Source organism: uncultured Campylobacter sp. (assembly GCF_937973075.1).
GTDB lineage: Bacteria > Campylobacterota > Campylobacteria > Campylobacterales > Campylobacteraceae > Campylobacter_B.
The window spans coordinates 161112-184745 of sequence record NZ_CALBWL010000065.1 but is presented as its reverse complement, the minus strand read 5'-3'; the positions used below and the strand labels follow the sequence as shown (position 1 = coordinate 184745).

The window sequence follows — 23634 nt, the reverse complement described above, 5'->3', positions numbered from 1 at the left end:
GGCGTGCGACAATCTGGCGCGAATGAAGCGCGAAGGCTGGGCGCCCAAAGAAAGCTGCAGCGAGGAGATAATCGCAAAATTCGGCGACGGCAAGCCGCAGAGATGAAATTTCACCCTATTTTGCGGCGGTAGAGTTTAAAATTTTGCGAGTATAAAATTTGCTGAAATTTTAGTAAAGCTTGACCGAAAATGGTAACAAGGCGGACTAAATTTTAAATTCTAAAACGCGTTTAAATTTGCGTCGTAAGCGGCGTCGATTTTAGACTCAGCAGAAATTAGAATTTGTGCAACAAGGCTCTTTGAATTACAAATCGTGCGTGACGACTAGGCTAAAATTTTAAGAACTAGAATTTAAACAAAATCTGAAATTTAGTCGTGACGATGATATAATTTTTAGAATTTCGCAAGCGTAAAATTTATCAAAATTTTGCGTATCTACGTCGAGCCGCCCTCCCAAAAAAGCGCGAAATTTAAAATTTTAAACTGCCATATTGTGCGAAGAGGCAAGAATTTTAGGCAGAGGGAATTTCAATTAATGCGGATTAAAATCCAAGCGCGGCATGCAAAGGTGGTACTGCAAGCGATGGAATTTCAAATATGAGTTCAAGGCTAGCAAGCCGCGGAATTTAAATGCCACGAGCGATAAATTTTAAAATTACAAGTCGGGAATTTAAATTTAAGTGCGGTGAGCGATTAAATTGCAAAAGGAAGCTTAAATTTAAATATCGCGGCCCACAAATTATGCGATGAAATTTTGCGCCTAAATTCCGCAAGATTGGGTGCGAGATAAGCGTTTAATGATATCGTAGCCAGATCATTAAATAAGCTCACGCTAAAGCCCTATTTACCGAGCGCTTGTGCAAGCGGGTATTGCAAACCGCCGAAGTAAAAAAAGCCCGATCGGAGGCGTTTGACGGCGTATCCCAACCTACCACGCCCCATATTTTGCTCTATAGCCTAGCTCGCGCACCAAATTTTAGATTTTGAAATTTAGCGCAAAAATATTATAATTTCGCCCAAATCACGGCTAGGACGGAAAATGAACTCACGCGTGCAAAACAAATATCTAAAATCAAAAATTATGAGCGCCGAGGAAGCCTGCGAGCTGATCCCAAATGGCGCATCGGTGGGCTTTAGCGGCTTTGTTGGGGCGGGCTGCGCGCTAGCGCTACCACAAGCTCTAGCGCAACGAGCGACAGCACTGCACGAAAAAGGCGAGCCCTATCAAATCGAAATTTTTACAGGTGCATCGACCGATCCGCTTTTAGACGGAGTTTTGGCAAAAGCAGGCGCTGTGAGCTTTCGCGCGCCGTTTTTTACGGATGCCGATATGCGCCGTGCGATAAATAGCGGCGCCGTGCGATACGCGGACGTGCATCTATCAAGCCTTGCTGCTCAGCTTAAGGCAGGCTTTTTTCCACATCTAAACTTTGCTGTGATCGAAGTAGTGGCGATTAAAGAAAGCGGTGAGCTCGTGCCGTCTACATCGCTAGGCAACAACCAAGCCTGGCTCGATATCGCCGATCGCGTGATTTTAGAAGTAAATTACTATCAGCCGCTTGAGCTGGAGGGTATTCACGATGTTACGGATCTGCGCCTGCCGCCGCATGCTGAGGATCTGCCGATCAAGCAGGTAGGCGATCGCGTAAGTAGCCCCTACATGCATGTAGATTCTGCCAAAGTAGTCGCTGTCATAGAGGCTAGGACGCATGATCGCGTCAATAATTTCACTGCCGTGGACGAAATTTCAAGTGCGATCGGGCGCAATGTCGTAAAATTCTTAAAAAACGAGGAGGCTTGCGGCAGACTTCCTGCAAAGAAGCTACTGCCGCTACAATCGGGCATCGGCAACGTCGCTAACGCCGTGCTTAGCTCGCTACAAAATGCTGGCTACCAAGGGCTGCAATGCTACTCCGAGGTGATTCAAGACGGCATGCTAGATCTCATCAAAAGAAGCGTCGTAGGCACTGCAAGTGCCACGGCGCTATCGCTTAGCCCCGCAGGCGTCGAGGAATTTCAAAAAAACATCGATTTCTACCGCAAGCACATCATACTGCGCTCACAAGACGTCTCCAACTCACCAGCGCTTATCAGAAGGCTTGGCGTCGTGTCAATGAATGGCATGCTAGAGGCAGACATCTACGGCAACGTAAACTCCACTAACGTCATGGGTTCGCAGATGAAAAATGGCATCGGCGGTAGCGGTGACTTCGCTCGCAACGGATATTTGTCGCTATTTTTGAGCCCGTCGCTCGCTAAAGGCGGCGCGATTAGCGCTATCGTGCCGTTCGTGAGTCACGTTGATCATACCGAGCACGACACTCAAGTCATCATCACCGAATACGGCATCGCCGATCTGCGCGGTAAATGTCCTCGTGAGCGGGCTCGCGCGATGATAAGCATCGCGCACCCTACTTACCAAGACGCGCTGAGAGATTATTTCGAGCGGGCATGCGCGCAGCCCTGTGCGGGGCATACTCCACACATCCTAAGCGAGGCGCTGTCGTGGCATCAAAGATTTAAGGATACGGGGAGTATGAAGGCTTAGAGCGAATTTGCTTGAGCTAATGCGCTAAAGCCTAAAGCTTAAACCCATTCTTGCTGAAAGCAAGAAAGTTTGCACTTAAAAATTCCGCCTGCATTTGAAAGCTCTATCGCTAATTAGAGCAAAGCTCGTTAAAATTTTTATTTTGTAAAGCTCGCGTGAAATGTTTATAAAACGAATGGATCGAAATTCACGCCATAAAATTTTAAAATTTGCAGGCGGGTTTGGGATTCGGAATTTTAAAATTTAGCCCTAAATTTGCAGCTCGCGCATTTCAAATTTTAAAATTCTACGGCTTGGAATTTTAAAATTTTGAACTTCGCAAAATTTCATCCATAAATCTGCTATCAAATTTTAAATTTAGCTCTCACTTCATTTGCCAAGCCAATCCTAGCTATAAGACGCGCCATAAGTTTGCGATAAAACCGCGCAGTATCTACCAAGATAAATTCCGTATAAATTAAAGCGTCGGCTTGCTAAATCAGAATTTCTCGCCTTACGAAGGCGATCTTTGGGCTATAAATTTAAAGAGGCGGGCTATAAAGTCGCGGCGAGATGAGATTAGAATTTTATCCTCGAGGGCTCCATCGGTTTGCTGTAGAAGTAGCCTTGCATATATTTAATCCCCATCTCTTCTAAGATGATTGAAATTTCGTGGTTTTCTACGTATTCGGCGATGAGCTCGTAGCCCTGCTTGCGCGCGAAGTTAGCGATAGTTTCGACGATAGCGCGCGAGTTTTTGTCGTTTGCGATATTTTTGATGAGCGCTCCGTCGATCTTTATGTAATCCACATCGAGCGTTAAAATTCTATAGTAGTTGGAGTATCCGCTGCCAAAATCGTCTATCGCGACCTTGCAGCCGTAGTTTTTGGCTACGGCGATGAAGCTGCGTAGGCTCTCGTAATCGTCGAATTCCTCGCTTTCTAAAATTTCAATAAATAAATTTGAAGCATTTGGGCTGGATGCGAGCTTGCGCTCTAAAAGCTCCTTGATGCCTTCGTTTGCGATGTCAAAATATGAAAGATTTATGCTAAAGCAAGTCCCTGCGAAGCGGTCTAGCAAGCGAAAGGCTTCGTTTATTACGACCTGAGTTAGCGGGATGTAAAGCGAGGTCTGCTTTGCGATGTCGATAAACTCACCCGGGCAGCGCGTCTTGCCCGAACGATCGATTAGGCGGATTAGAATTTCATATACTAACGGGACATAATCACCGCCCTCGGTGCCGTAGGTGTTACCACTAGGATCGCGGTGGGTGATATCAAATATAGGCTGGACGAGTACAAATACTTGGTTTTTCTTGATCGCGTTTTGAATGGTGTTGATCATAATCTGATTTTGCAGATATTTTTCCTCAATCGCATTTGGGCGCGAGTAAAAGCCCACGTGCTCGTTTTTGCTCTGCGCCTCATACATCGCCATAACCGCCTGAAAGACCCTATTTGCGCCGCCCGCTACGTCGGCGCGCTCGCTTACGCCCATCGTGATATTTAAAGGCGCGGACGCAAAGCCCTCGGTGGTATGGAGATTAAAGACCTTGTCGGTGAAGTATTTATTTATGATCTCCACGTCGCGCGCGACATTTAGTCCCTCGTAAAATAGGCAAAACTCATCCGATTGGATGCGAAAGATACTAGCTTTGATCTCGTGCGATTCGATACACATTGCAAGCGTGCGCGCAAAGGAGCGCAGAATTTCATTCGTCGTTTCTGCCTTGTAAAAAAGCCGTAAATTTGCAAAATTTACGATAGTGATGTAGATCGCTACGCCCGTTTTTTCGGCGTTTATTAGCTCATATAGCGCTGCTTCGTTGCCCTGGCCCGTAAGATGATCGATATAGACTTGATTGTTTAAGCTCTCCTTCGCGCTCGCAAGAGCTAGCTTCATAATCTCGCGCTCGCCGATGTCATGAGCGTAAAGCGCATATAGCGGCGGCTTGGATGCAGCTGCGATATTTGATAGCCTTAGGCTCACATCGGCTAGCTCGCCGTTTTTACGAAGCAGGCGCGTATCTTTGGCGCTTTTATTTACCATCGCAGGAAGTTCGATCCCTTTATCTTTGGGCATCAAAACTCCAAGATCGCTTCCTTCCAGCTCGCTTTGTTCGTAGCCGCTTAAGCTAAGCACGCTTTTATTAGCGTATAAAATTTTAAAGTTTTGATCTGCTAAAACTATCGCTTCGCCTGCTTGTTCGCATAGTGCGTGATAGGGCGCGAGGGCGCGTTTACTACGCAAAGCATCGGAATTTATGATGTAAGTAAGCAGTAAAAACGACAAAAACACCGCCGTGTAAAGCATCGTCATTTGCATAAACGAGCCGTAAAACTCCTCGCTAGCGTAAGAAAATCGCTCGCGCAGGCTTGCGAAGCGCTCGTTGAGCAACGAGAGATTATCGCTTACAATGATATTTTGCCGCTCGAAATTCCTTAAAATTTGCCGTGCGATTCCTATAAACGCAGCTTCGTCGGGGCTTGACGCATCTGCGCTTTCTAGCGCACTTTTTAAAGCAGAGATCTCGGAGCGATTTTTATAATTAAGCCCTAAAATTTGAGAGTAGAGATTTGCTCTTTGCGCATTTGCGCCACTGGATAAAAATTTTTGCTGCAGACTTTGAAAAAGGATTAAATTCTGCGAATTTAAAGCCCCAAGCTCGTCCAAAAGTGAAATTTTATCGCTAAAAGCGCTTCCGATCGCGCGCACATCGCTGCTAAGTCCGATTTTATCGATGATTTTGTCTTTTTGTAAGGCTTGCAGCACCTGATAGATGCCGCGCATATCGGCATTTGCAATCGAAAAGTCCCTTCTTGCGATCTTTGCATCAAATAATATATTTAAGCGGTTATCGGCGTTATCGATCAAAGCTAGCTCGCGCGAAATCGTGCTAAATCTCGCTACATCTCTTAGCGACGAGAAATAATTCCCGGCGATGATTATGCCTAATATCATAATCCCCACCATCAAAGCCCACATTATCTTATCTTTCATCCTGCGCCTCCGTCATATCGCCTTTAAGCGTAGCTAAAAAGCTCATCAAAGCATCAAGCTCCCCATCGCTAAGATCGTATTTTAGCAGATCCTTTGCGATCTGCCGCACCGCAAGACGCAAATCCGTCTGCCCGTTTACGTAAGGCGCGGTTTGCGTGATATTGCGCAAGCTAGGCACGCGGCGCAGCTCAAATCCGTCGGAGGTAAACCTATGCCTAGGTGCATCCTTCTCTTCCGCGCTTGGGCGAATTTTAGTAAAGCTGCCGGTGCCTAGGCTAACGCCGTTATGACATGCCGAACACAGCCGCACAAAAAGCACATATCCGTTATATTCGGCATCATTTAGCTTAACCTCGCCGCGCAAAAATCGGTCAAATTTGGAATTTATCGCCGTTTTGGACTTTAAAAATTCCTTTAGCGCATCAATGAAGTTCGCCATATTCGCCTCACCGTAAGCACTTTCAAAAGCCTGCTTGTAGGTTAAATTCTTCCTGATAAGCTCTAAAATTCTATCTTCGCTCGCGTCCAGTTCATTCTCACTAAAAACCGACGTCGCGATCCGCGCTTCAAAGCCCGCGAAATTATAATCGCCCAAGTAGCGATCAAAGTAATAAGAATTTATTAGCGTAGGCACGCGTCCATCGCGCACCGAAGCGCCCGAGTCATTTAGATAGAAGTTATGGCAGCTCTCGCAGGAGCGGCCTTTGCGGCTAAATCTTACGTCGGTAAAAATCTTTGCGCCCAGCCGAGCCTTTTGTGGGTCATATTTAGGCATCTCAAGCGGCGTAAAAAGATTGCCGCAAAGCCCTAAAAGCGGCGCCAGGCTAAATATAAAACAGCTTAAAGCTCGCTTCGATCTCATCACTTATCATCCCGCCTTTAGCCCGCTTTTTCAAAATCTCCTCGATCTCGCGCTCGCTAGCCTCCGCGCCGTCCATATGTAGGTGCCACGCGGCGTTTTGCACCGCTTCTCGCAGACTGCGTTTTTGCTCGCGCCTCTCGGTTAAAATTTCGCTTTTAAACTTGATGTCGCGCGCCACGAGCAGCGCCTCAAACTTTTCGGCAGCGGTAGCAAGTCTTTTAGCTCCTGTGCCGAAGCGCTCAAACAGCGGCGCCAGCATCGACGAATTGCGCTCGCTCGCCCAGTTTAGATAAATTTTGCGCTCGCCCAAAGCCAAAAACGCCTCAAAATCCTCCGTGCTTTTTAGCGCGGGACTCATCGTAAGAAACGCGATGTCAAAAACTGCGGGAATTTTAAAATTTTCGCTCTCGCGGCTTTTGCTCGCAGCGTCTTTTAAATTTAAAGCCTGCGCTTCCTGAGCTTGCGAGTTTGAAATTTTACTTTGCGATCGCGGATAAATTTTAAAATTTTCGCCCGCCGCGTTTGCAAAACCATCGCGGCTCAGCCGCTCGCAAAACTCCGCGAAGCTTAAATTTAATACGTTTTGCAAAGGGATGCCAAACTCCTCCGCGCTGCGCCTTAGCTCGCGTAGCATCCCCTCCGAGCTATCGATCGCCGTAACCTTAGCGCCCAGCGACGCGAGATATAGCGAGTAAACCCCCGTACCGGCGCCCACGTCGAGTAGGCTTTTGCCCGCAAAGCTCACGCCCCAGCCGCGCAGTATCTCAAACACCCGCTTGCCGAAATCCCCTAGCTCGCCGTTAAATTTAGCGTAACTTTCGGACTTTTTATCCCAGCTATTTTTATGTGATTTTTCGCTGATTTTCTCCACCGCTCGCCTTTAAATTTTTTGTAATAATAGCAAAATTTGGCAATTTTTCCGAATTTGGGCTATAATAAATGCTTTCAAAATCTAGGCGAAAGGGCGTTCATGGCGGACGTGACGATAAGAAATTTAAACTTTGCTTACGAAAAACGCGAAATTTTAAAAGATATAAACTTAAACTACGAGCTGCGCGATTTTTTAGCGATTTTCGGACCCAACGGCGGCGGCAAAAGCACCCTTTTAAAGCTGCTTTTGGGGCTGCTGCGACCAAGCTCGGGCACGATCGAAATTTTAGGCAGATCGCCCGCGCTTGCCAGGGCGCAAATGGGCTACGTGCCGCAGTTCATCGCGATAAACAAAAGCTTTCCCATAAGCGTGCTCGAAGTCGTTTTAATGGGGCTGATAGATAAGAAAATTTTAGGCTTTTATAGTAAATTCGAGCGCGAGCAAGCCATGCAAGCCCTGGGGCGCGTAGGTATGCAAGACCTTGCAGACTGCCGTATCAGCGAACTTAGCGGCGGGCAGAGACAGCGCGTTTACATCGCGCGGGCGCTGTGCGCGAAGGCTAAAATTTTACTTCTTGATGAGCCGCTAGCGAGCATCGACACGATGGGGCAGGTTCAAATTTACGAGCTTTTAAAATCCCTAAACGAGGGCGGCTGCGGCATAATTCTAATCAGCCACGATGTGCAGCTCGCGCTAAATTACGCAAACCGCGCGCTTTACGTCGCAAACGGCTCGGCGCACACTCATGAGATCGATCCGGGAGGCAGAGCGGAATTTTTAGAGCACCTGCGACGCGAGCACGGGCACTTCTGCGCCGTCGATCTCGCGCTTAACGAATGCTGCTGCAAGGAGGGCGAAAATGGCTGAAATTTTATCTTACGATTTCATGCGAAACGCCCTGCTCGGCGGGCTTTTGGTCAGTATAGTCTGCGGCGTCGTAGGCTCTTTAGTCGTGATAAATCGCATGAGCTTCATAGCAGGCGGCATCGCACACGGCGCATACGGCGGCATCGGCATCGCGCTATTTTTAGGCATCTCGCCCGTGTTGGGAGCTAGCGTATTTGCGCTGTTTTTGGGGCTGCTAATCGCCTACATCACGCTGCGAAATACCGAGCGCTTCGACGCCGTAATCGGCGCAATATGGGCGTTTGGAATGGCGCTAGGGATAATCTTCGCCGATCTCACGCCCGGGTACAAATCCGATCTGATGAGCTTTTTATTCGGCTCGATCTTGGCGATAAATCATGAAAATTTAATCTTCATCGGCATTTGCGGCGCGACGTTTGCGGCGCTTACGGCATGCTTTTACAGGCAGTTTTTAGCGATCAGCTTCGATAAGGAATTCGCCCTGCTGCGTGGGGTAAATACGAGCGTCTTTTACTACGCCCTCGTGGTAATGGCGAGCCTCGCGGTGGTCGCGTCGATTCAGATCGTAGGACTAATCTTGGTGATCTCGCTAATGACGATCCCGCCCTTCATCGCCGAAAAAATTTCAAAAAGCCTAGGCTCGATGATGGCGATAAGCTGCGCGCTATCGGCGCTTTTTTGCGCAGCGGGACTTATTTTGAGCTTTAAGCTCAATCTAACCAGCGGCGCTTCGATAATCCTAGTCGCCTCGGTCTGCTTTTTCGCAAGCTCGATCTTTAGCAAACTTCGCGCCTAAAATCCCGCCCAGCTCGCTAAGCAGGATGCCTGCGAGTATCAGCGCCGCGCCTAAAATTTGAAGCGCGCTTAGCTTCTCGCCGAAAGCATACCCCATAATGCCGGCGCTTACGGGCTCCAGCGCGAAAATAAGCACCGTTTTTATCTCGCTTACGCCGCGATTTTGCGCCATCGTTTGGATCACAAACGCCGCGACGGTGGCAAAGATCGAGGTTAAAACCAGCGCGAAAACGAAATCAAAACTCGGCGAAAAGATCAAATTTCCAAGTACCTTTATCTCGCCTTGAAATTCCGCGTGCGGAGCGAAAACTGCCGCGATCAGCGCACAGACGCAGACGCAGATAAACTGCACGATCACAAAGCCGTAGAGATTGCTTTTGCGCGCGCAAACGCCGGTAAAGACGATGTGAAGCGCGTAAGCAAACGCCGAGATTAACGTCAGCCGCTCACCTATGCCAAATCCCACCGCGCCGCTTGCCCCGCTTAAAAAATACAGCCCCAAAAGCGCCACGACCGCGCCGCCAAAGGCGCTCGCACCGACCTTTTTACCGAAAAACGCAAGCATTAAAAAGGGCACGATGACGACATTTAGCCCCAAAATAAACGCCACCGTCGATGATAGCGCATAATCAAGCGCTATGGTCTGGCAGGAAAAATCGCAAAACAGCATCAGCCCGCAAAACACGCCCCGCCCTATCGTGCCGCGGTCAAATTTGACGCCGAAGCGCAGGCAGGCGAGGTAGGTAAAAATGCTTGCCGCCAAAAAGCGCCAAAATAAAAAGCTAAAAACGTCGCCGCTATGCAGCGCGCGCTGAACCGGCACGAAAGTGCATCCCCAAACGATCGCTACAAAAAGTAGCCCCAGATCCCACAACCTGCTAGGCGGAGCGGGGTTTTGCGCATGGCTTTGCGCGGAATTAGAATTTTGCCCGAAACTCTGCGCGGAATTCGAGCTTTGCGTGCAATTTTGCGTAGAGGCAGAATTTTGCGCGGCAGCAGAGCTCTGCGTAGAATCAGAGCTTTGCGCGAAATCGAAATTCTGCGCGGAATTTAAGCTTCGAGCGGAGCTAGAATTCTCTGCCGAATTAGATTTCTTCGCAAAATTCCGCGCCTTAAAATTTTTCAATCCAAAGCTCTGCGGCGTGCTGGCGGAGCATGGATCGTTCGCAATGACCTTGGTAAAATTTTTCTCGGAGCGTCGAGTATTGGCGTCAGCGAGGCTTTTTGCGAGGATCGAATTCAGATCATTCGCAACGCTCGCACGACTTAACGGACTCGCGCTATTTGCGCCGCTATGAGTGAAATTTTCCGCAAAATTTAATATAAAATTTCGTTTGAAATTTCTTGCGGAATTTTCGCAAGGATCTGTTTTGTAAGCTTTTGCGAAATTTAAAGCTTTGCTTTCGGCGCAGTTCGGAATTTGCGCGGACTTTAAATTTAGCGAAAGAGCCGCGGAATTTAAAGTGGATTTTCTTCCTGGATTTTTGACGCGCGGAGCGGAATAGGGCGCTACGAGACTATGCACGGCAAAACTGACTGAGGCACGATTGCGTGCGGCGAAACCGGCCGAAGCGGGATAAAATTTTAAATTTCTTTCGCGGATAAAATTTAACTCGGCGGCCGCGTCTTGAAATTTGAAATTTCTTTTGAGGTAGGGAGCGGGAGCGAAATTTACCTTACTGCCGGGCGCTGTGTTTTTTGCACGCTCGCGCACCGTATCTAAGATAAAATTTAAAGCGGGTTTTGAATTAAAATTTTCCGCAGGCCCCAAGATAGAATTTTTCATAAATTTAAAGTAAAATTTCGCCGAGATTTTAGTGCGGTCGCGCCTATCTGATCGTCTTTATGGCGGTTAAAATCGCGCCCGAGTTTTTGCGAAACTCCCTTTCGTTTTTGCTTAAAAAATCGAAGCTTTCGTTGATGAAGGCACTGCTGAATTCGCTACTAAAATCGTCTCCAGGCTCGCGTCCGACGGCACTTTTAAAGCTTTTAGCAAAGCTCGCGTCAGTTCCTAGTTCACGTGCCAAAGGGCGAATGATTTCGTAAATTTCATCAAAGGCATTTGTGCGCAGATAGTGGCTAAATAGCATCTCGCCGCTCATTACCGCCTTAGTATCGGCTTCGGACATATCTTTTATTTTAGCGAGTACGAGCTTTTTGATCGGCTCTACGGCAAGACTTAGCTTCTTGCTCGCCAGCCTTTGCATATTCTGCACGGCGATACTTTTTTTGCCCGCGCGCTCGGTAATGTAGCTAGGCAGATCGAGCTCGTAATCCTGTACGCCAGTGCGTTCGTATTCATTTGCGGCACGCTCTATTAAAGTGCTTAGTGAGTTTTTAAAATTTTCGCTATCGCCCACGTTTGCGCTGATGACGACGTCCAGCCCCTTTACGGCGACCTCTTCCCAACTCGCGGCCGCTATGAGCGGCAAAAGGCAAAAAATTAGATTTTTAAGCAAGGCTTTTTCCCTAATTAAAGATTGATTATTTTATTTCGAAAATTTTAATGTATAATCAACGCTTTTATAATACCAAAAGGGCTAAATATGGAGCTTTTACTCATCGCTTTCGCGCTTGCGATGGACAGCGTCGCGCTTAGTATCTCAAACGGCGCGAAATATCCGAATTTTAAATTTGCACAGATCGCGCGCGTCGCGTTTTCCTATGCGGCAGCTCAATTTATAATGCCGCTTGCAGGCTATGCTTTGGGGATAAATTTCGTAAAATTTATCGCGCAAATCGATCACTTCGTCGCGTTTGGAATTTTATCGTTTTTAGGCATTAAGATGATCGCAGAATCCCGCCACGAGCAGGATGAGCCCCCTCTGTGCCTAGGCACGAAGGAGCTGATGCTGGGCGCGATCGCTACCAGTATCGATGCGATGGCCGTGGGCGTGACCTTTGCCTTTGGCGAGATAAACATCCTCTACGCCTGTTGCGTAATCGGGCTCATCTGCTTCGCGCTGTGCGTCGCGGCGTGCTACGCAGGCAAGCTAACGGGCAGATTTCTGCAAGCCAAGGCGCTCGTCTTAGGCGGCGCGATTTTGATCTTAATCGGGGTTAAAATTTTACTCTCGCACCTCGGCGTTATCGATATTTAGCGACTTTTAAGCGCCGCTTTGCGATAATTTTTAAAACTAATCCGCAGGGGCGAAAATGAAAAATTTAATAAATTTAAGCGGCGGCGACCGATTAAATTTGCGCGTAGAGGGCAAAATTTTACTCAGCGAGAGCATCAAAAACGGCAAAATGAGGCAGACGCAAAAGGAGTTTGCCGGCGCGGACGAGGCGCAAAAAGCCTGCGTAAAAAAGAAGTGGGAGAGCCTAAAAAAGGGCTACGTCATGCAAAACGCGGATGCGAGGCCTGGCGAAACGAGCCTGCACGTTTACATCGGCGGCGGATACACGGGCGCGCTGGCGTTTGCGAGCTTTGAGGGCGAAAATTTCGTCTATAAATGCGGCGGCTACAAAGAGGGCGGCGCGCTGGATGATTTTCTCATCAGGCTGGACGCGAGCGGCGCCGTAAAGCAGCAGACCCTCTTGCCAAAGCCGGCATGCGCAGCGGGCGGGCGAAATTTTACTTTTGGATTTGGATCATTTTATTTTCAAATTTGATCCAAAAACGGGCGAGTTTGCCGACCTTTCCAAAGAGCTAAATTTTAAAAGAAATAGAGAATTTACGAGCCGCGTTTGTGCTGCGGGCGCAGCGGGCGAGACGACGGCGTTTGCGATGTTCGGTCAAATTTTTATTTTGCGAGACAGCGAAATTTCGCTTCTTACGCAATATAAGGCCGAAATGAAAAGCTCCACGCCGATATTTTGCATCGCGCTTAGTGCGGACGGCTCGCGACTGGCGCTTTGTTGCAAGCAAAACGAGATTCAAATTTTAAGCACGCTTGACGGCTCTTGCGGCAAAATTTTAAGCGAGATAAAAGGGGGCTCCGGCATTTTGGATAAAATTTGCTTTCTACCAGACGGCTCGATATTAGGCAAGAAGCGCTACGCAGGCAAGCTAGTTTGCCTTGACGCTGCAAGCGGCGAGCGGCTTAATCCTGTATGGTTGAGGGACGAATGCACCGAGGCGGACGAGCTTTGCGTTAGCGCGGACGGTTCGCGGCTGGCGTTAATAAACTACGACAAGGCTCGCATCGTCGATCTAAAAAGCGGAAATTTGTGGCTTAGCTTTGAGCTCTCGCACATCGTTAAACGCTGCAAGGCGAAATTTGAGCGTATAAACGACGAGGAATTTTTAGCCGTGCGCACCGACTACGGCTGCTTTAGTTTGTATCGCGTTTAAATTCCGTGAAATTTAAGCCGCAGGTGTAGGCTTCTACAGATTGCGCTTTTAAGGCGAGCGATCTCCTCTCGATCTTTTAATAGCGCGCCCGGTTTTGGGCCATTCGACACCCAAAGCGTAACGGCCTATATAAAATTGAATATCGGCGTTTCGATTGCGGCGGCGGCTTTGATAGAATTTTCGCTTGAATCAACAAAATAAGGCGCTTTTAATGCTAAATAGCGCCTGAAAAAGCTTAGCCGCTACGGCTTTAATATCATATCTTGCCAGTTAAGCTTAAATCGGCTATCATTGCACGAAATCTGAAGGGGGCAAATTTGAAAAAATTCTTTGTTAATTCTCTGCGCCTTATAAAACGCCACTATATAATCTCTGCGATTTTTATCATCTGCATTTTGACGTTTATCCCTTATATGCCTATAAATATGGGCTTAAACTACGCCGGAGTTTGCACCAATCCTCTGCATTTTGGCATCTTATCGGATAATGAATTAAAAGAGATAGCGTTTAAACAGTATTTGCAACAACATCATAAAGAGTATAATTACAAGCATAATATCCCGTTTTTCAGAATCCAACCTTGCAACGGCGACAAGCGCCCCGACGATAAGTGCGAATTTTGGAAAATACCTAAAGAGTTAAATTTAGAAAATTTATTGTCTATCGGCAGACAAATTTGCAAAGACGGAAAACAAATTGCGCCGATAGATAAATCCATACTAAAAGCTATAGATGATGAAAGCGTGGTGTATCCATGGGAGGATAGCAAGCTTTTTAATGATAAAGGGGAACTTAATTATTCTATCTACTTTAATAATGAGGACAACCATTATAGCGAGTATTATCGATATGATTCTTTGTTTATAGCCGAGGATCCTACTATTAAGATTAAATTGCTTGATTTACTTACCGGAAAAAGCAAGAAGATCATATACAAAAACGATAATAGGCTAGCGCTAAGAATGCTATTAGCCCTTAAACGTATTGATAAAAGTGATGATTTTTGCACCTTAAATGATTGGATGGATAAAAATAAACTTGACGTTACTAAAGAAAGCGTTGAAATTATTGGAGATAAAGGAAATAAGATTATATTAGAAAATTATTCTATGTATAGAATAGGTATAGATAATTGCGGAAATTACAAGGGCTTATATATGGGCATATTATGGGAACCATATAAAGCATATATGAATTATGCAGATTTTAAAAACAAATTTAAACAAAATAAGGAGTAATCTATGTCAAAAATAGTAGATATGAGCGGTAAAATCGCACAGGGCGGCTATGCCTATGCCGAGGGCAATCCTTGCTAAATTTGAGGCGCGGATTTTTTGCATAAAATCACAAAATTAAAATTCGGCAGCAGATTCTACCCGCATGCACTTAGCTCACAGAACAAATACGATAAATTTAAGCGGTCTTGATCTCTCGCAGCCTATACCACTATAGGATAAATGCTGCTAGAAGCACAAAATATCCGATGGCGACCGTTAGCGCGCCCACAGCAAGGATAACGCCCTCGGCCGAAATAATTCCTTTCGCGGTTTCTTTTTTGAGATAAATAGCCAATTATATATTAGTCTAGCCTAAAGATCTGGATTCGGCTAAAAGCGGGTGGGATTAAAATTTAATCCGTCTTCAAATTTGCCTAAATCTAAATTTACAAAAAATCTATTTCTTACCCACCAGCAATTTTGAGCTACCGAGCATCAGCCATTTGGCTTCGCGAGGGCCCATAAAAAGCCCCTGCGTCGTATCTATAAGCTCGACCCGCTCATAGCCCTGCTCCTTAAGTCGCGCGATGAAAGCGTCCATATCGCCGTAGTTTCCGCGCGAGAAAAGATCGTGGATCGCGAAGCTGCCGCCCTTTTTAAGCACGCGGAGCGTCTCTAAAAGCAGCGCCTGGCGGTCCTTGCTCGAGACGTTGTGATAGACGTAGTTGCTTGTAACCGCATCGAAGCTGCCATCTTCAAAGGGCAGCTGCGTGGCGTCGGCCTGCTCGAAGCTAGCGTTTTGCACCCCTTCGGCGCGCGCGTTGGATTCGCACAGCTGTTTGTTAAAAGACGCGTACTCAAAGCCCCAGCGATCGACGCCTAGCACCGATGCGTGCGGGTTGCGCTTAGCAACGGCGATAGTTAGAGCGCCGCTGCCGCAGCCTACGTCCAGCCCGCGCCCGCCCTCGGGCAGATCTACGTATTTTGCCGTGCCCTCTACGATCGCGCGAGAGAGCTGGCGCTTGCCGCCGTAATCAAACGCGCGGTACCACACGACGCAGTAGATCGTAAAGCCGATCAAAAACAGCGCCGCGGCGCCGAAAAGCCCAGCTAGCACGCCTCTTAGCGCACCGCTAACACCCAAACCGCAAACGCCGAAAATCAAAAATAAAACTAACGCCACGCCCGCACCCGCGGCAAATGACGCGATCATGCCCTTAGGCACCCAGTTTTTATAGTCCGGTTTCATCTTCGCTCCTTTTATTAAATTTAATCCCGCGGCGGCAAAGCGTGCCGCGGCAAAATTTTAAATTTCGCTCGTAAATTTTAAAGTCCGCAGCTCAAAACCCCGCCTAAATTTAAACGCACTCTAATAGGTGTATTTAAACTCCGCGTAGTAGTTGCGTCCGGGAGCTGGAGTATAGTCGTCTGCGCGTAAATTTTGGTTGTAATTATACTCCTCGTCAAAGACGTTTTTGACTCCGGCGCTTATCAAAAATCCGCTTGAGAAGCGGTACGCAGCGCCCAGATCCACGATCGTGCGCGAATCGATCCTATCGTGGTTGGCGTCGTGCGATGATGAGAAATATTTAAAATCGCTCATCAGCGTTAAATTTCTAATCGGCTCGTAATCGACGCCCAAAACGAACTTCGAGCGCTCCACTAGCGGGACCTGCTTGCCTTTATCTGCGCCGGATTGGATCTTGGCGTCCACGTATGAAAAGGTCTCGCTGAGCTTTAAATTTGAAAGCAGACTTTGCTCCGCATACAGCTCTACGCCCTTGCGGCGCGTCTCGTCGATATTTATAAAATGCCAACCGCTATTAAAGCCGCTACCGAGTAGCTCGTTTACGATCTCGTTTTTCGTATCGGTCCAAAACAGCGTCGCGCTTACGTATTGCCCATAGATTAGATCCTTCATGCCGATCTCGTAGGTTTTAAAGGTTTCGGATTTGAGGTTATTAAGCACGTAAGGGCCGCTAGAACTTAGCTTATCGATGAGCTGATTAGGACCCGGCGAGATATAGCCTCGCTCAAATTTAAAATAGACGTTGCCATCCTTGGAATAATTAAAATTCGGCGTGATCTCAAAAGCATAATTGTTTTTATCATCCGTTACGTGTGTGCTGTCTTGAGTATGAAATATGCGCCCCATCCTACGCATCGTCGTAGAGACTTCGCGATCTACTTTGTATTCAGCACGCTCAAAACGCCCGCCAGCACTAAGTGAAAATAGCTCCGTGAAGTCGTGCTTTTCTAAGGCATAAACCGAGTGCGTCTGTTTTTGCATATCAAAGATCGTAAGCTGCGAACGACTCACCATAGGATTTATTACAGTATTAAAATCGATCCTACGGAAGCCCTTATTTTTAAGATAATCATATCCCGCTATGAGCTCGCCGCTGTCGTAGTCGAGCTTGCCCTTTAAATTTGCCCCCTCTTTGCGATCTTTCATCACAAAGCCTTTTTGTAAAATTCTAATATCTTGGTAATAAGGCTGTAAATTTGCTTCAAATCTATCGCCGAATTTCACCGCATAATCCAAGTCAAAATTTAATCGTGTGCTTTTGGTAAAGGTTCTCTCACCTCCCTGTTGGCGGCGATCCGCTTTAAGTTTGACAAGTCCTAAACTCGGCACATCATGCGTCCTAGCGCGATAAAAGCTCGGATTAAAAGAGAGGCTTTGATCATCTGAAATTTTATAATTTAGTCCAAATGATGTATAGTAGCCTCGCTCTCTTTCGCCTTTGCGGTATCCATGCTGATCAAAGCCCTTTATCGCGGTTTTTAGAAATAGATTTTCGCTCACATTCCCGCCTGCGCCAAAATTTAGATCTTTATAATTATACGACGCGATCTTGGTAGAGACATTGGCGTATGGATATTTTGCGCCCTTTTTCGTGATGATATTTATCACGCCGCCGCTGGTGCCGCTGCCATAAAGCACGCTACCGCCGCCGGGGATAATCTCCACGCGCTCGATATCCTCAATAGGAACGAGATCGATCGGGATGGTCGTGGGCGTCGTGTCGATCATATTGAGAGCGACTCCGTTAAGAAGGACCTTGACGGAGGTATTGGCTTTCGCACCTTGCCCGCGTAGATCAACTGACCTACCATTAAAGCTAACCCCCGGCGCCTTTTCTAAAATTTCGCGCAGATCGCGGTAGCCGCGATTTTCCATATCCTCCGCGGTGATAACGGAGACGTTGCGAACCTCGTTTTTAAGCGTGTCCTCAAAGCCAGTTGCGGTAACTACGATGGTGCCTAGCTTTGTGGCGTTCGCGCCGGAAGCGCTTTTAGGAGCGGCGGAATTTACCGCTTGCGCGCTAGGCGCGATATTTGCGGATGTAGCGTTATTTTCAGCCCCGTTTAGTTGCAAGGCGGCGCACAAACTTAGCGCGACCGCGGCATTTGAAAGATAAAATTTCTTAAACATCACTCTCCCCTATTCAAAATTAGAATTTTGCGAATGATTTGCAAATGCTATATTATAATTTCTCTTGATTAAATAATAATAAATTTCAAAGATTAAAGATAGATTTTTTAAAATTTAAGCGGAATTTGGATGAAATTTTAATTTTGAGCGTTTTACGTAGCGCGGTAAAATTTCGGTTTTAAATTTAGACTCTTTAGCGGTTTTTATTTCTTAAAGCGGCAAATTCGCAAAGCGGATCTAGCTGGAATTTTTAAAATTTAGTCAATTCCTAAAATTATACCCGTCTTAAAATGCACCTAAAAGTATTAAACCTATCCTAGCGCTCATTTTTTATTCCTAAGGCCTTTTGATTTTGTTTGAGTATCAATTAATTTTTATCATGGCTCATCCTCTTTAGCCACTCTTTTTCAAATTTATAATATTTCTCAAGCTTTTTATTCTTTTCCGCTTGATTCCACTTTTCTATCTCGGCATAATCTTGTAGCTCGCCTCCGCATTTAGGGCAAACACTTCTATCTTTAACGTCCGAGAAATTATAAAATTTAAAGCACCCTTTGCAGCGCATAAATTTAGGATAATACTTTACGCTTTTTTCAGGGCGAAATGCGAGATATAAAAAGAAAGCGCACGCCGCAAAGCATAAAATTCCTATGATGATACGCAGATACGCGCTATCAAATTTTACCGATGCCATAAAGCCTGGCTTTATATCGACTTTCCCCAATAAAGCGGCCGCTAGTCCCCATGCGAAAAAAGCAAAAAATCCGATTAATGCAAAAATTCTATTTAGCATTTTTATATATTCCTCGTATAACAAATCAAAATTTCATCGCTTTTTAAATTTACGCTTTTTGATCTTCGGAGTTTTAGCGCCTTGATGAGGAGCGTTTCTTTTACAGTAGTCGCCGTCATTATACTCCGTGAGCTTTTTGCCGCAGTCTGGGCAAATTTGATCCGTATCCTTGACATCCTCGTATCGGTAAAATTTACCGCAGTCTGCACACCACATATACTCTAGGTATCTTTTTATGCTCTTTTCAGAGCGAAAGGCGAAATAAAAGCCGTAAATACCCGCTATTAAAAATACAGTTGCGGGCAATACCCATAAAATACCCGCATCATCAAATTTAATATATTTCTCGCCTATCTTTACATGTTTATGTACTGTAAAATTTATAAGATATAAGAAGCACATTATGCCCGTTAAACAAGAGGCAATTCTATCTAGCATTTTGCCGTTCCTTTTCGTTATGATCTGCTTTATTTATAACGTTTTGCGCCATACGCCCAACCCTTAAATTTGATCTCTATGAGAGATAAAATTTTATTTTTGATCGCTCTAAATTTCTCACATAACAAACCTGGAGTATTGTAAAATCAACGTATAATCTTCGCTATAAAATTTTACCCTATTTTTTCTATTGTAGATACTTATGCTTAGCAGATATTTGGCGAAATTTATGTAATCCTTCGTACTAGGAAAATAAAGCGTAACGCTTTGGTAGTACGTTTTAAAATCCAGCTCAAATTTATACTTATCCATATCGTCCGTTATATAGCACTCCGCTTCGTCTATTTTGATAAATTTCTCTATATCTATGCATAGTTGAGCGCTATTTTTTGCAAATCGCACTCCGTTCACTGTATCATAAGGGAAAAGCTCTAGGTATGAGACCCTTTCATTATACGAGAATGTTAAAATGTTTTTTGCGAAATAATACATAGCCAAATTCGTAGTAAAGCCTAATACCACAAGCTTTTTGTCTTCTAGAATTTTAATATCTAATTTATGATGCTCATGCTCCATAAGTTCCTCATCGATAGTTAGAGGATCGTCTTTAATATAAATTTTATTCGGCAGCACTGATTTATTCTCCTTTTGCGCACTATACCGTTATTCATCGAGCGCCGTCAAATATGATCCAAATCCCTTTGATTGCGGAGTATAATAACTTTTTCCATCTATTTTGATGCTATTTATGTTCATATTTTCTCCAATATAAGTTCCGCCGAGCCCTCCTCAAGCGAATTATACTCATCCAGATGTATATGCGAATGTTTCGGCGCGGAATCTTGCGCTAAAGTAAGCAAATGCCTAGCAAGAGATATAAGCCCGCTTTTATTCGCCCTTATAGCAACTTCGTTTCCTAAAGCATTGACGGAGATCGCGAAGTCCTTTTCCCATTGTAGCTGTAGCCCCTTTTCTGCGCAATAGTCTAATGTTTTTATAACATACTGTCCCATATATCGCTGATACTCCTTTCTAAATTTAATCGGTTGCCGATATAAAATTTACCTCATCGATCGGCTAATCGATCTCATAGAATTTCAGGAAAAATTATATCTAAAATAAAAATGAAAGGAGTCGGAATAACTAAATTTAAGACAGGTGCTGTGCGCGAAAATGAAGCGGTTAAAATTTGAAAACAACTTAAGTGGTGGCCCGATTGCACCCGTTTTTATATTTAAAATATCGCTGTAGAAAGGGTTTTGTAATTTAAGCTAGCATAAAGACCCCTAATTATGCCCCTATTTACTTTTTATAAACCTTATTTTCCGTCAAAGATCATTCATTGCAAATGGCAATAATACACTATTTTCTTAAATAATCTGGTATGGTTTCTTGGATCTTAGTGCTAATTGAGATTTTAGATTTTATTATGCCCACAATCTCAACATATCTTCGAAATGTTTGATAATCCAATTCGAAGCTATATATAGACGATCTAAGCCATACAACATCTTCAGTAAGGCTTTTTTTTAGATACTGAAGGATGTGTCTATTTCTACCATGCTTTAAGATAATCCAATCGCCTAAAAGCGGATCGTCATCAACTACTACTACTAATATATCTCCTTCTTGTGCTATGGAGCAGCCCTCTCTTTTGCCGACTTTTACAAAACAACATTCAGAATCGCTATATTCCGCCAACAATTCTAAAATCTCTACTTTCATAACTTTTTGGTCTATCGGCTTTTTTTTAGCTACGAAATTATCAATGGAGTCATAAAATAAAACCGCGCATGCCGTAAGCGACTTTAATTTTAAATGCATTGGATCTAATTTATATTTTGCACAAGCTTCAAATAAGTCCATATCCGTATCAAAATAATCTGCGCCTATGCCCGTTGCTCGTTCAATTTTACTTTTTACATTATCGTTTATAGGATTACGATCTTGTTCGTAAGCGTTAATGCTGCTTTTGGTAATACCTAATGCGTTTCCAAGTTGTTCTTGCGACAAACGGCAAACCATTCTAAGTCTTTTTAATTTTGCACCCGGGCTTTCATCAGTTTTCATCTTGTGCCACCATAGATTTTTCAGCAATAGTAACACAAAACTACTGAAAAGCATCTAAAGCATCTTAAAAGTAAAGGATTTTTTAAGCCTATTTGCCTTATAATTAATTCAAGTATAAAGCTACAAATTATTTAGGATATACTCAAATTATAGATGATAAATATTCATTCAAAGGAGGATACTATGAAAGTATCGAACTATATAACTAACGGTAGCTGGCTAACAACCTACCAGCTTGAAGACCAATACGGCATTTCTCGGACCCAACAAGCAAAGCTTAGAATGAGGCGTAACTATGAAGGTGGTGCTACAAAATATACCATTCCGTTTGTAAAAATAGGTAAGCATATTTTGTATCTAAAAACAGATATAGAAAAATGGCTATTGTCTCAAAGAAAAGGGGCGATATGCGATGAGTAGGAGATCGAAAAAGAAAAGAGCTCCGTATCCACCTTTTCATAAGAATACGGAGCGAGTAAAAAGCAGTTCAGAATGCTTAAATACGGGTATAAGTATACCCGACTATCCTTTAAATGTCCCTGAAATCATCGTAAGCGAGGGACAGAAAGAAAAGCTTGCAGCTATTTATAAAACCCCGTTTGGCTTTAGCTCGGAAGCTCTGAAAAAGTGGTGCAAGTTCTCATTTGAGCACGTTCCTTCTAACTACCGACAGATTGAGTTAGTTGCCTTGCAGACACTATCGGCTATTCTAGTCTTTCATTGCGATTTAAACATAAATCCTTTTTGGGTTTTAGACATAAGCGATAGCGGAACGGGTAAAGGCACAAATTTGCGCTTTCAAAAGAAATTGTTTAAAAGCGTAATCGATAAGCTGAAAGAAAACGCAAAGTTCAACGAAGAGCATAAAAACGAGATCAAAGATAATAAAGGCTTACTTCGCCCCACTTTATTTTTTGGCGACATTAAGGCTACGCAAGAGGGCTTTTATGCTACTCTTACTGAAGCGAATGTGCTTTATTTTCTATTCGGCGAAATAGCCGATACCCTAAAGAATCCAGCAAGATCGGAGCTACTTAATACTTTAACAGAGCAGCACGGATCTATCTCTAAATTTACCCCCGGTATATATAAAAATGCGCAGAACCTGCCACCTGAAGTAAGCGGCAAAATCTATATCTATGCCGATACCAATATACAACAGCTAGGTGGAGACGATAAGCTCGTTAAGGCTTTTGCAGGTGGTTTTATCAATCGCTTTATACTTATTTATACTAAGAACATACTTAAGTATGAAGACAGCAGATATAAAGAGGTTAATGACTCGGAGTTAGAGCCTTATTTAAAGTGGGTAGATGATATGGTGGATTTTTTTATGACGGTGCGTCCTAGCCCCGATATAGATATAAATTCCGTTTACGACGATCCGAGTTTTGATAAATTCGCTAGGCAGATTCATTCTAGCTTGCAAGATAGCAAATTAGAATTCAAAGAGTTCTATAATCGCCAAATCTACAATTTACAGGCTATCATTCAAATTTTGCATTGTATCACAGAATACGATCGTTATCAAGGCTCTACGCAAGAAATTTGGGAGTTTGAATTTAACAATATCCCTTCTAGCGATACCATTAATGAGGCGATAAGATTTTGTAGCTTTTATTTTGATGTCAAACCCTTTCTACAAGAGTTAGACAGTGCAGCGGAAGGTATTTTTAACCTTAGAAATGAACTTTTAGAGAGAATAAAAGCCAATCCAAGCCTAACGCCTAGAGATATTTTAATGAGTAGAAAATATAGGAAATATGGGCTAACTAATAGTTCTTTATCAAATATACTTGATGGCTTTGTAAAACCTTGGAGAGGACAACAAGAATGCTTTACTTTAATCTAATATTAAAGTTTTTGTGGCAAGTGGCAGCTTTGTGGCAACTTTTTGCCACACGACTTCGCCACGATTATAAGGGAGCTAGAAGCACCTTTGTGGCAATGTGGCAGCTTTTTTATAAAAGTAGAAAAAAGAATGAATTTAGGCGAAATTTTAAATATATTAATTTAATATGCGAGAGGACAAATTTATGACAAATAATCTTAATTTTAGTGCTCCATGCGATGGTAGCAGCTCGAAGTTTTATTTGGGTTGCTTGAATTATGATGAAAAGAACAAGCGTTGTATGTGTGCGGCAACCGATATAGGGCGTTTAAAAATATGCAAAGATTATCGCAAAGCCGTTTATGGCGTTTTGGCTAATTTTGAGGAAAGCGAGATTTCTCAAGGAAATAGTCTTGATTTAGGTGAGCGTTGCTCTTGTGAAAAGTTGAAATTATGAAAAAGCTTTGACCGGTAGGAGCGAGCGTCGCTGCGCTCCGCTCGGGGGAATGAAAGATCGATTAAATTCTTTTCTTTCCCGGATTGTGATATTCCCCCAGCGCAAGCGAAGCGCGCGCTACCCCCTAACGGTAGATAAGCTTTCTCATCATAACCGATTAAATCGGAGAA

22 protein-coding genes are annotated in these 23634 nt (G+C 44.5%); 10 read left to right on the top strand and 12 right to left on the bottom strand.

Going from position 1 to position 23634, the window contains the following annotated elements; translation table 11 throughout:
* Nucleotides 1–1039 precede the first annotated feature (1039 nt).
* On the top strand, nt 1040–2548 hold the full coding sequence (locus tag Q0274_RS09440; RefSeq protein ID WP_298029206.1) for a succinate CoA transferase: 1509 nt from the start codon (nt 1040–1042) through the stop codon (nt 2546–2548).
* Between the two features lie 558 nt (nt 2549–3106).
* Here the strand turns inward: Q0274_RS09440 and Q0274_RS09435 are convergent.
* Genes Q0274_RS09435 through Q0274_RS09425 form a run of 3 tightly spaced genes read right to left on the bottom strand, consistent with a single transcriptional unit; the run spans nt 3107 to nt 7260 of the window.
* Entirely contained in the window at nt 3107–5527 is a 2421-nt protein-coding gene (locus Q0274_RS09435; RefSeq protein ID WP_298029204.1) for an EAL domain-containing protein, read from the bottom strand.
* The gene (locus tag Q0274_RS09430) at nt 5517–6389 is read right to left on the bottom strand and encodes a cytochrome c peroxidase (RefSeq protein ID WP_298029202.1); all 873 of its coding nucleotides are present in this window, start codon (nt 6387–6389) and stop codon (nt 5517–5519) included. The genes Q0274_RS09435 and Q0274_RS09430 overlap by 11 nt, the downstream gene beginning before the upstream one ends.
* Nucleotides 6352–7260: a bifunctional 2-polyprenyl-6-hydroxyphenol methylase/3-demethylubiquinol 3-O-methyltransferase UbiG gene (locus Q0274_RS09425; protein ID WP_298029200.1), complete on the bottom strand. Its 909-nt coding sequence runs from the start codon at nt 7258–7260 to the stop codon at nt 6352–6354. The genes Q0274_RS09430 and Q0274_RS09425 overlap by 38 nt, the downstream gene beginning before the upstream one ends.
* Before the next feature lie 99 nt (nt 7261–7359).
* Here Q0274_RS09425 and Q0274_RS09420 point away from each other — a divergent pair, with 99 nt between their 5' ends.
* A complete protein-coding gene (locus Q0274_RS09420; RefSeq protein ID WP_298029210.1) occupies nt 7360–8127 on the top strand; it encodes an ABC transporter ATP-binding protein in 768 nt (255 codons plus the stop codon).
* Complete coding sequence (locus tag Q0274_RS09415) at nt 8120–8923, top strand: metal ABC transporter permease (RefSeq protein ID WP_298029198.1); 804 nt, start codon at nt 8120–8122, stop codon at nt 8921–8923. The genes Q0274_RS09420 and Q0274_RS09415 overlap by 8 nt, the downstream gene beginning before the upstream one ends.
* Here Q0274_RS09415 and Q0274_RS09410 read toward each other — a convergent pair.
* Complete coding sequence (locus Q0274_RS09410; protein WP_298029196.1) at nt 8867–10708, bottom strand: DMT family transporter; 1842 nt, start codon at nt 10706–10708, stop codon at nt 8867–8869. The genes Q0274_RS09415 and Q0274_RS09410 overlap by 57 nt on opposite strands.
* Before the next feature lie 43 nt (nt 10709–10751).
* Nucleotides 10752–11381, bottom strand: a complete 630-nt coding sequence (locus Q0274_RS09405) for a hypothetical protein (RefSeq protein ID WP_298029195.1) — start codon at nt 11379–11381, stop codon at nt 10752–10754.
* A gap of 87 nt (nt 11382–11468) precedes the next feature.
* Between Q0274_RS09405 and Q0274_RS09400 the strand changes: the two genes are divergently transcribed.
* From Q0274_RS09400 to Q0274_RS09385, 4 genes are all read left to right on the top strand, one after another.
* Nucleotides 11469–12023 carry a manganese efflux pump MntP family protein gene (locus tag Q0274_RS09400; protein WP_298029193.1) on the top strand — a complete coding sequence of 185 codons (555 nt, stop codon included), beginning with the start codon at nt 11469–11471 and terminating at the stop codon, nt 12021–12023.
* Nucleotides 12024–12078: 55 nt separating this feature from the next.
* Nucleotides 12079–12537: a hypothetical protein gene (locus tag Q0274_RS09395; RefSeq protein WP_298029191.1), complete on the top strand. Its 459-nt coding sequence runs from the start codon at nt 12079–12081 to the stop codon at nt 12535–12537.
* On the top strand, nt 12512–13219 hold the full coding sequence (locus Q0274_RS09390) for a WD40 repeat domain-containing protein (protein WP_298029189.1): 708 nt from the start codon (nt 12512–12514) through the stop codon (nt 13217–13219). Before Q0274_RS09395 ends, Q0274_RS09390 begins: the two co-directional genes overlap by 26 nt.
* Before the next feature lie 317 nt (nt 13220–13536).
* Nucleotides 13537–14457 carry a hypothetical protein gene (locus Q0274_RS09385; protein ID WP_298029187.1) on the top strand — a complete coding sequence of 307 codons (921 nt, stop codon included), beginning with the start codon at nt 13537–13539 and terminating at the stop codon, nt 14455–14457.
* Between the two features lie 436 nt (nt 14458–14893).
* Here the strand turns inward: Q0274_RS09385 and Q0274_RS09380 are convergent, their stop codons facing one another.
* The 7 genes from Q0274_RS09380 to Q0274_RS09350 form a co-directional block, all read right to left on the bottom strand.
* Nucleotides 14894–15685, bottom strand: coding sequence for a class I SAM-dependent methyltransferase (locus Q0274_RS09380; protein WP_298029185.1), 792 nt, complete (start codon nt 15683–15685; stop codon nt 14894–14896).
* 120 nt (nt 15686–15805) lie between these two features.
* Nucleotides 15806–17875: a TonB-dependent receptor gene (locus Q0274_RS09375; RefSeq protein ID WP_298029183.1), complete on the bottom strand. Its 2070-nt coding sequence runs from the start codon at nt 17873–17875 to the stop codon at nt 15806–15808.
* Nucleotides 17876–18242: 367 nt separating this feature from the next.
* Nucleotides 18243–18569, bottom strand: a complete 327-nt coding sequence (locus Q0274_RS09370) for a hypothetical protein (RefSeq protein ID WP_298029181.1) — start codon at nt 18567–18569, stop codon at nt 18243–18245.
* Nucleotides 18570–18701: 132 nt separating this feature from the next.
* Nucleotides 18702–19106, bottom strand: a complete 405-nt coding sequence (locus tag Q0274_RS09365) for a hypothetical protein (RefSeq protein ID WP_298029179.1) — start codon at nt 19104–19106, stop codon at nt 18702–18704.
* A 117-nt stretch (nt 19107–19223) separates the two neighbouring features.
* Nucleotides 19224–19739, bottom strand: coding sequence for a hypothetical protein (locus tag Q0274_RS09360; RefSeq protein ID WP_298029177.1), 516 nt, complete (start codon nt 19737–19739; stop codon nt 19224–19226).
* A 119-nt stretch (nt 19740–19858) separates the two neighbouring features.
* Nucleotides 19859–20119: a hypothetical protein gene (locus Q0274_RS09355; protein WP_298029175.1), complete on the bottom strand. Its 261-nt coding sequence runs from the start codon at nt 20117–20119 to the stop codon at nt 19859–19861.
* Nucleotides 20120–20468: 349 nt separating this feature from the next.
* A complete protein-coding gene (locus Q0274_RS09350) occupies nt 20469–21176 on the bottom strand; it encodes a helix-turn-helix transcriptional regulator (protein WP_298029173.1) in 708 nt (235 codons plus the stop codon).
* 183 nt (nt 21177–21359) lie between these two features.
* Between Q0274_RS09350 and Q0274_RS09345 the strand changes: the two genes are divergently transcribed.
* From Q0274_RS09345 to Q0274_RS09335, 3 genes are all read left to right on the top strand, one after another.
* Nucleotides 21360–21596: a hypothetical protein gene (locus Q0274_RS09345; RefSeq protein WP_298029171.1), complete on the top strand. Its 237-nt coding sequence runs from the start codon at nt 21360–21362 to the stop codon at nt 21594–21596.
* A complete protein-coding gene (locus Q0274_RS09340; protein ID WP_298029169.1) occupies nt 21589–23028 on the top strand; it encodes a hypothetical protein in 1440 nt (479 codons plus the stop codon). Before Q0274_RS09345 ends, Q0274_RS09340 begins: the two co-directional genes overlap by 8 nt.
* A gap of 184 nt (nt 23029–23212) precedes the next feature.
* Nucleotides 23213–23464, top strand: a complete 252-nt coding sequence (locus Q0274_RS09335; protein ID WP_298029167.1) for a hypothetical protein — start codon at nt 23213–23215, stop codon at nt 23462–23464.
* Nucleotides 23465–23634: the final 170 nt, after the last annotated feature.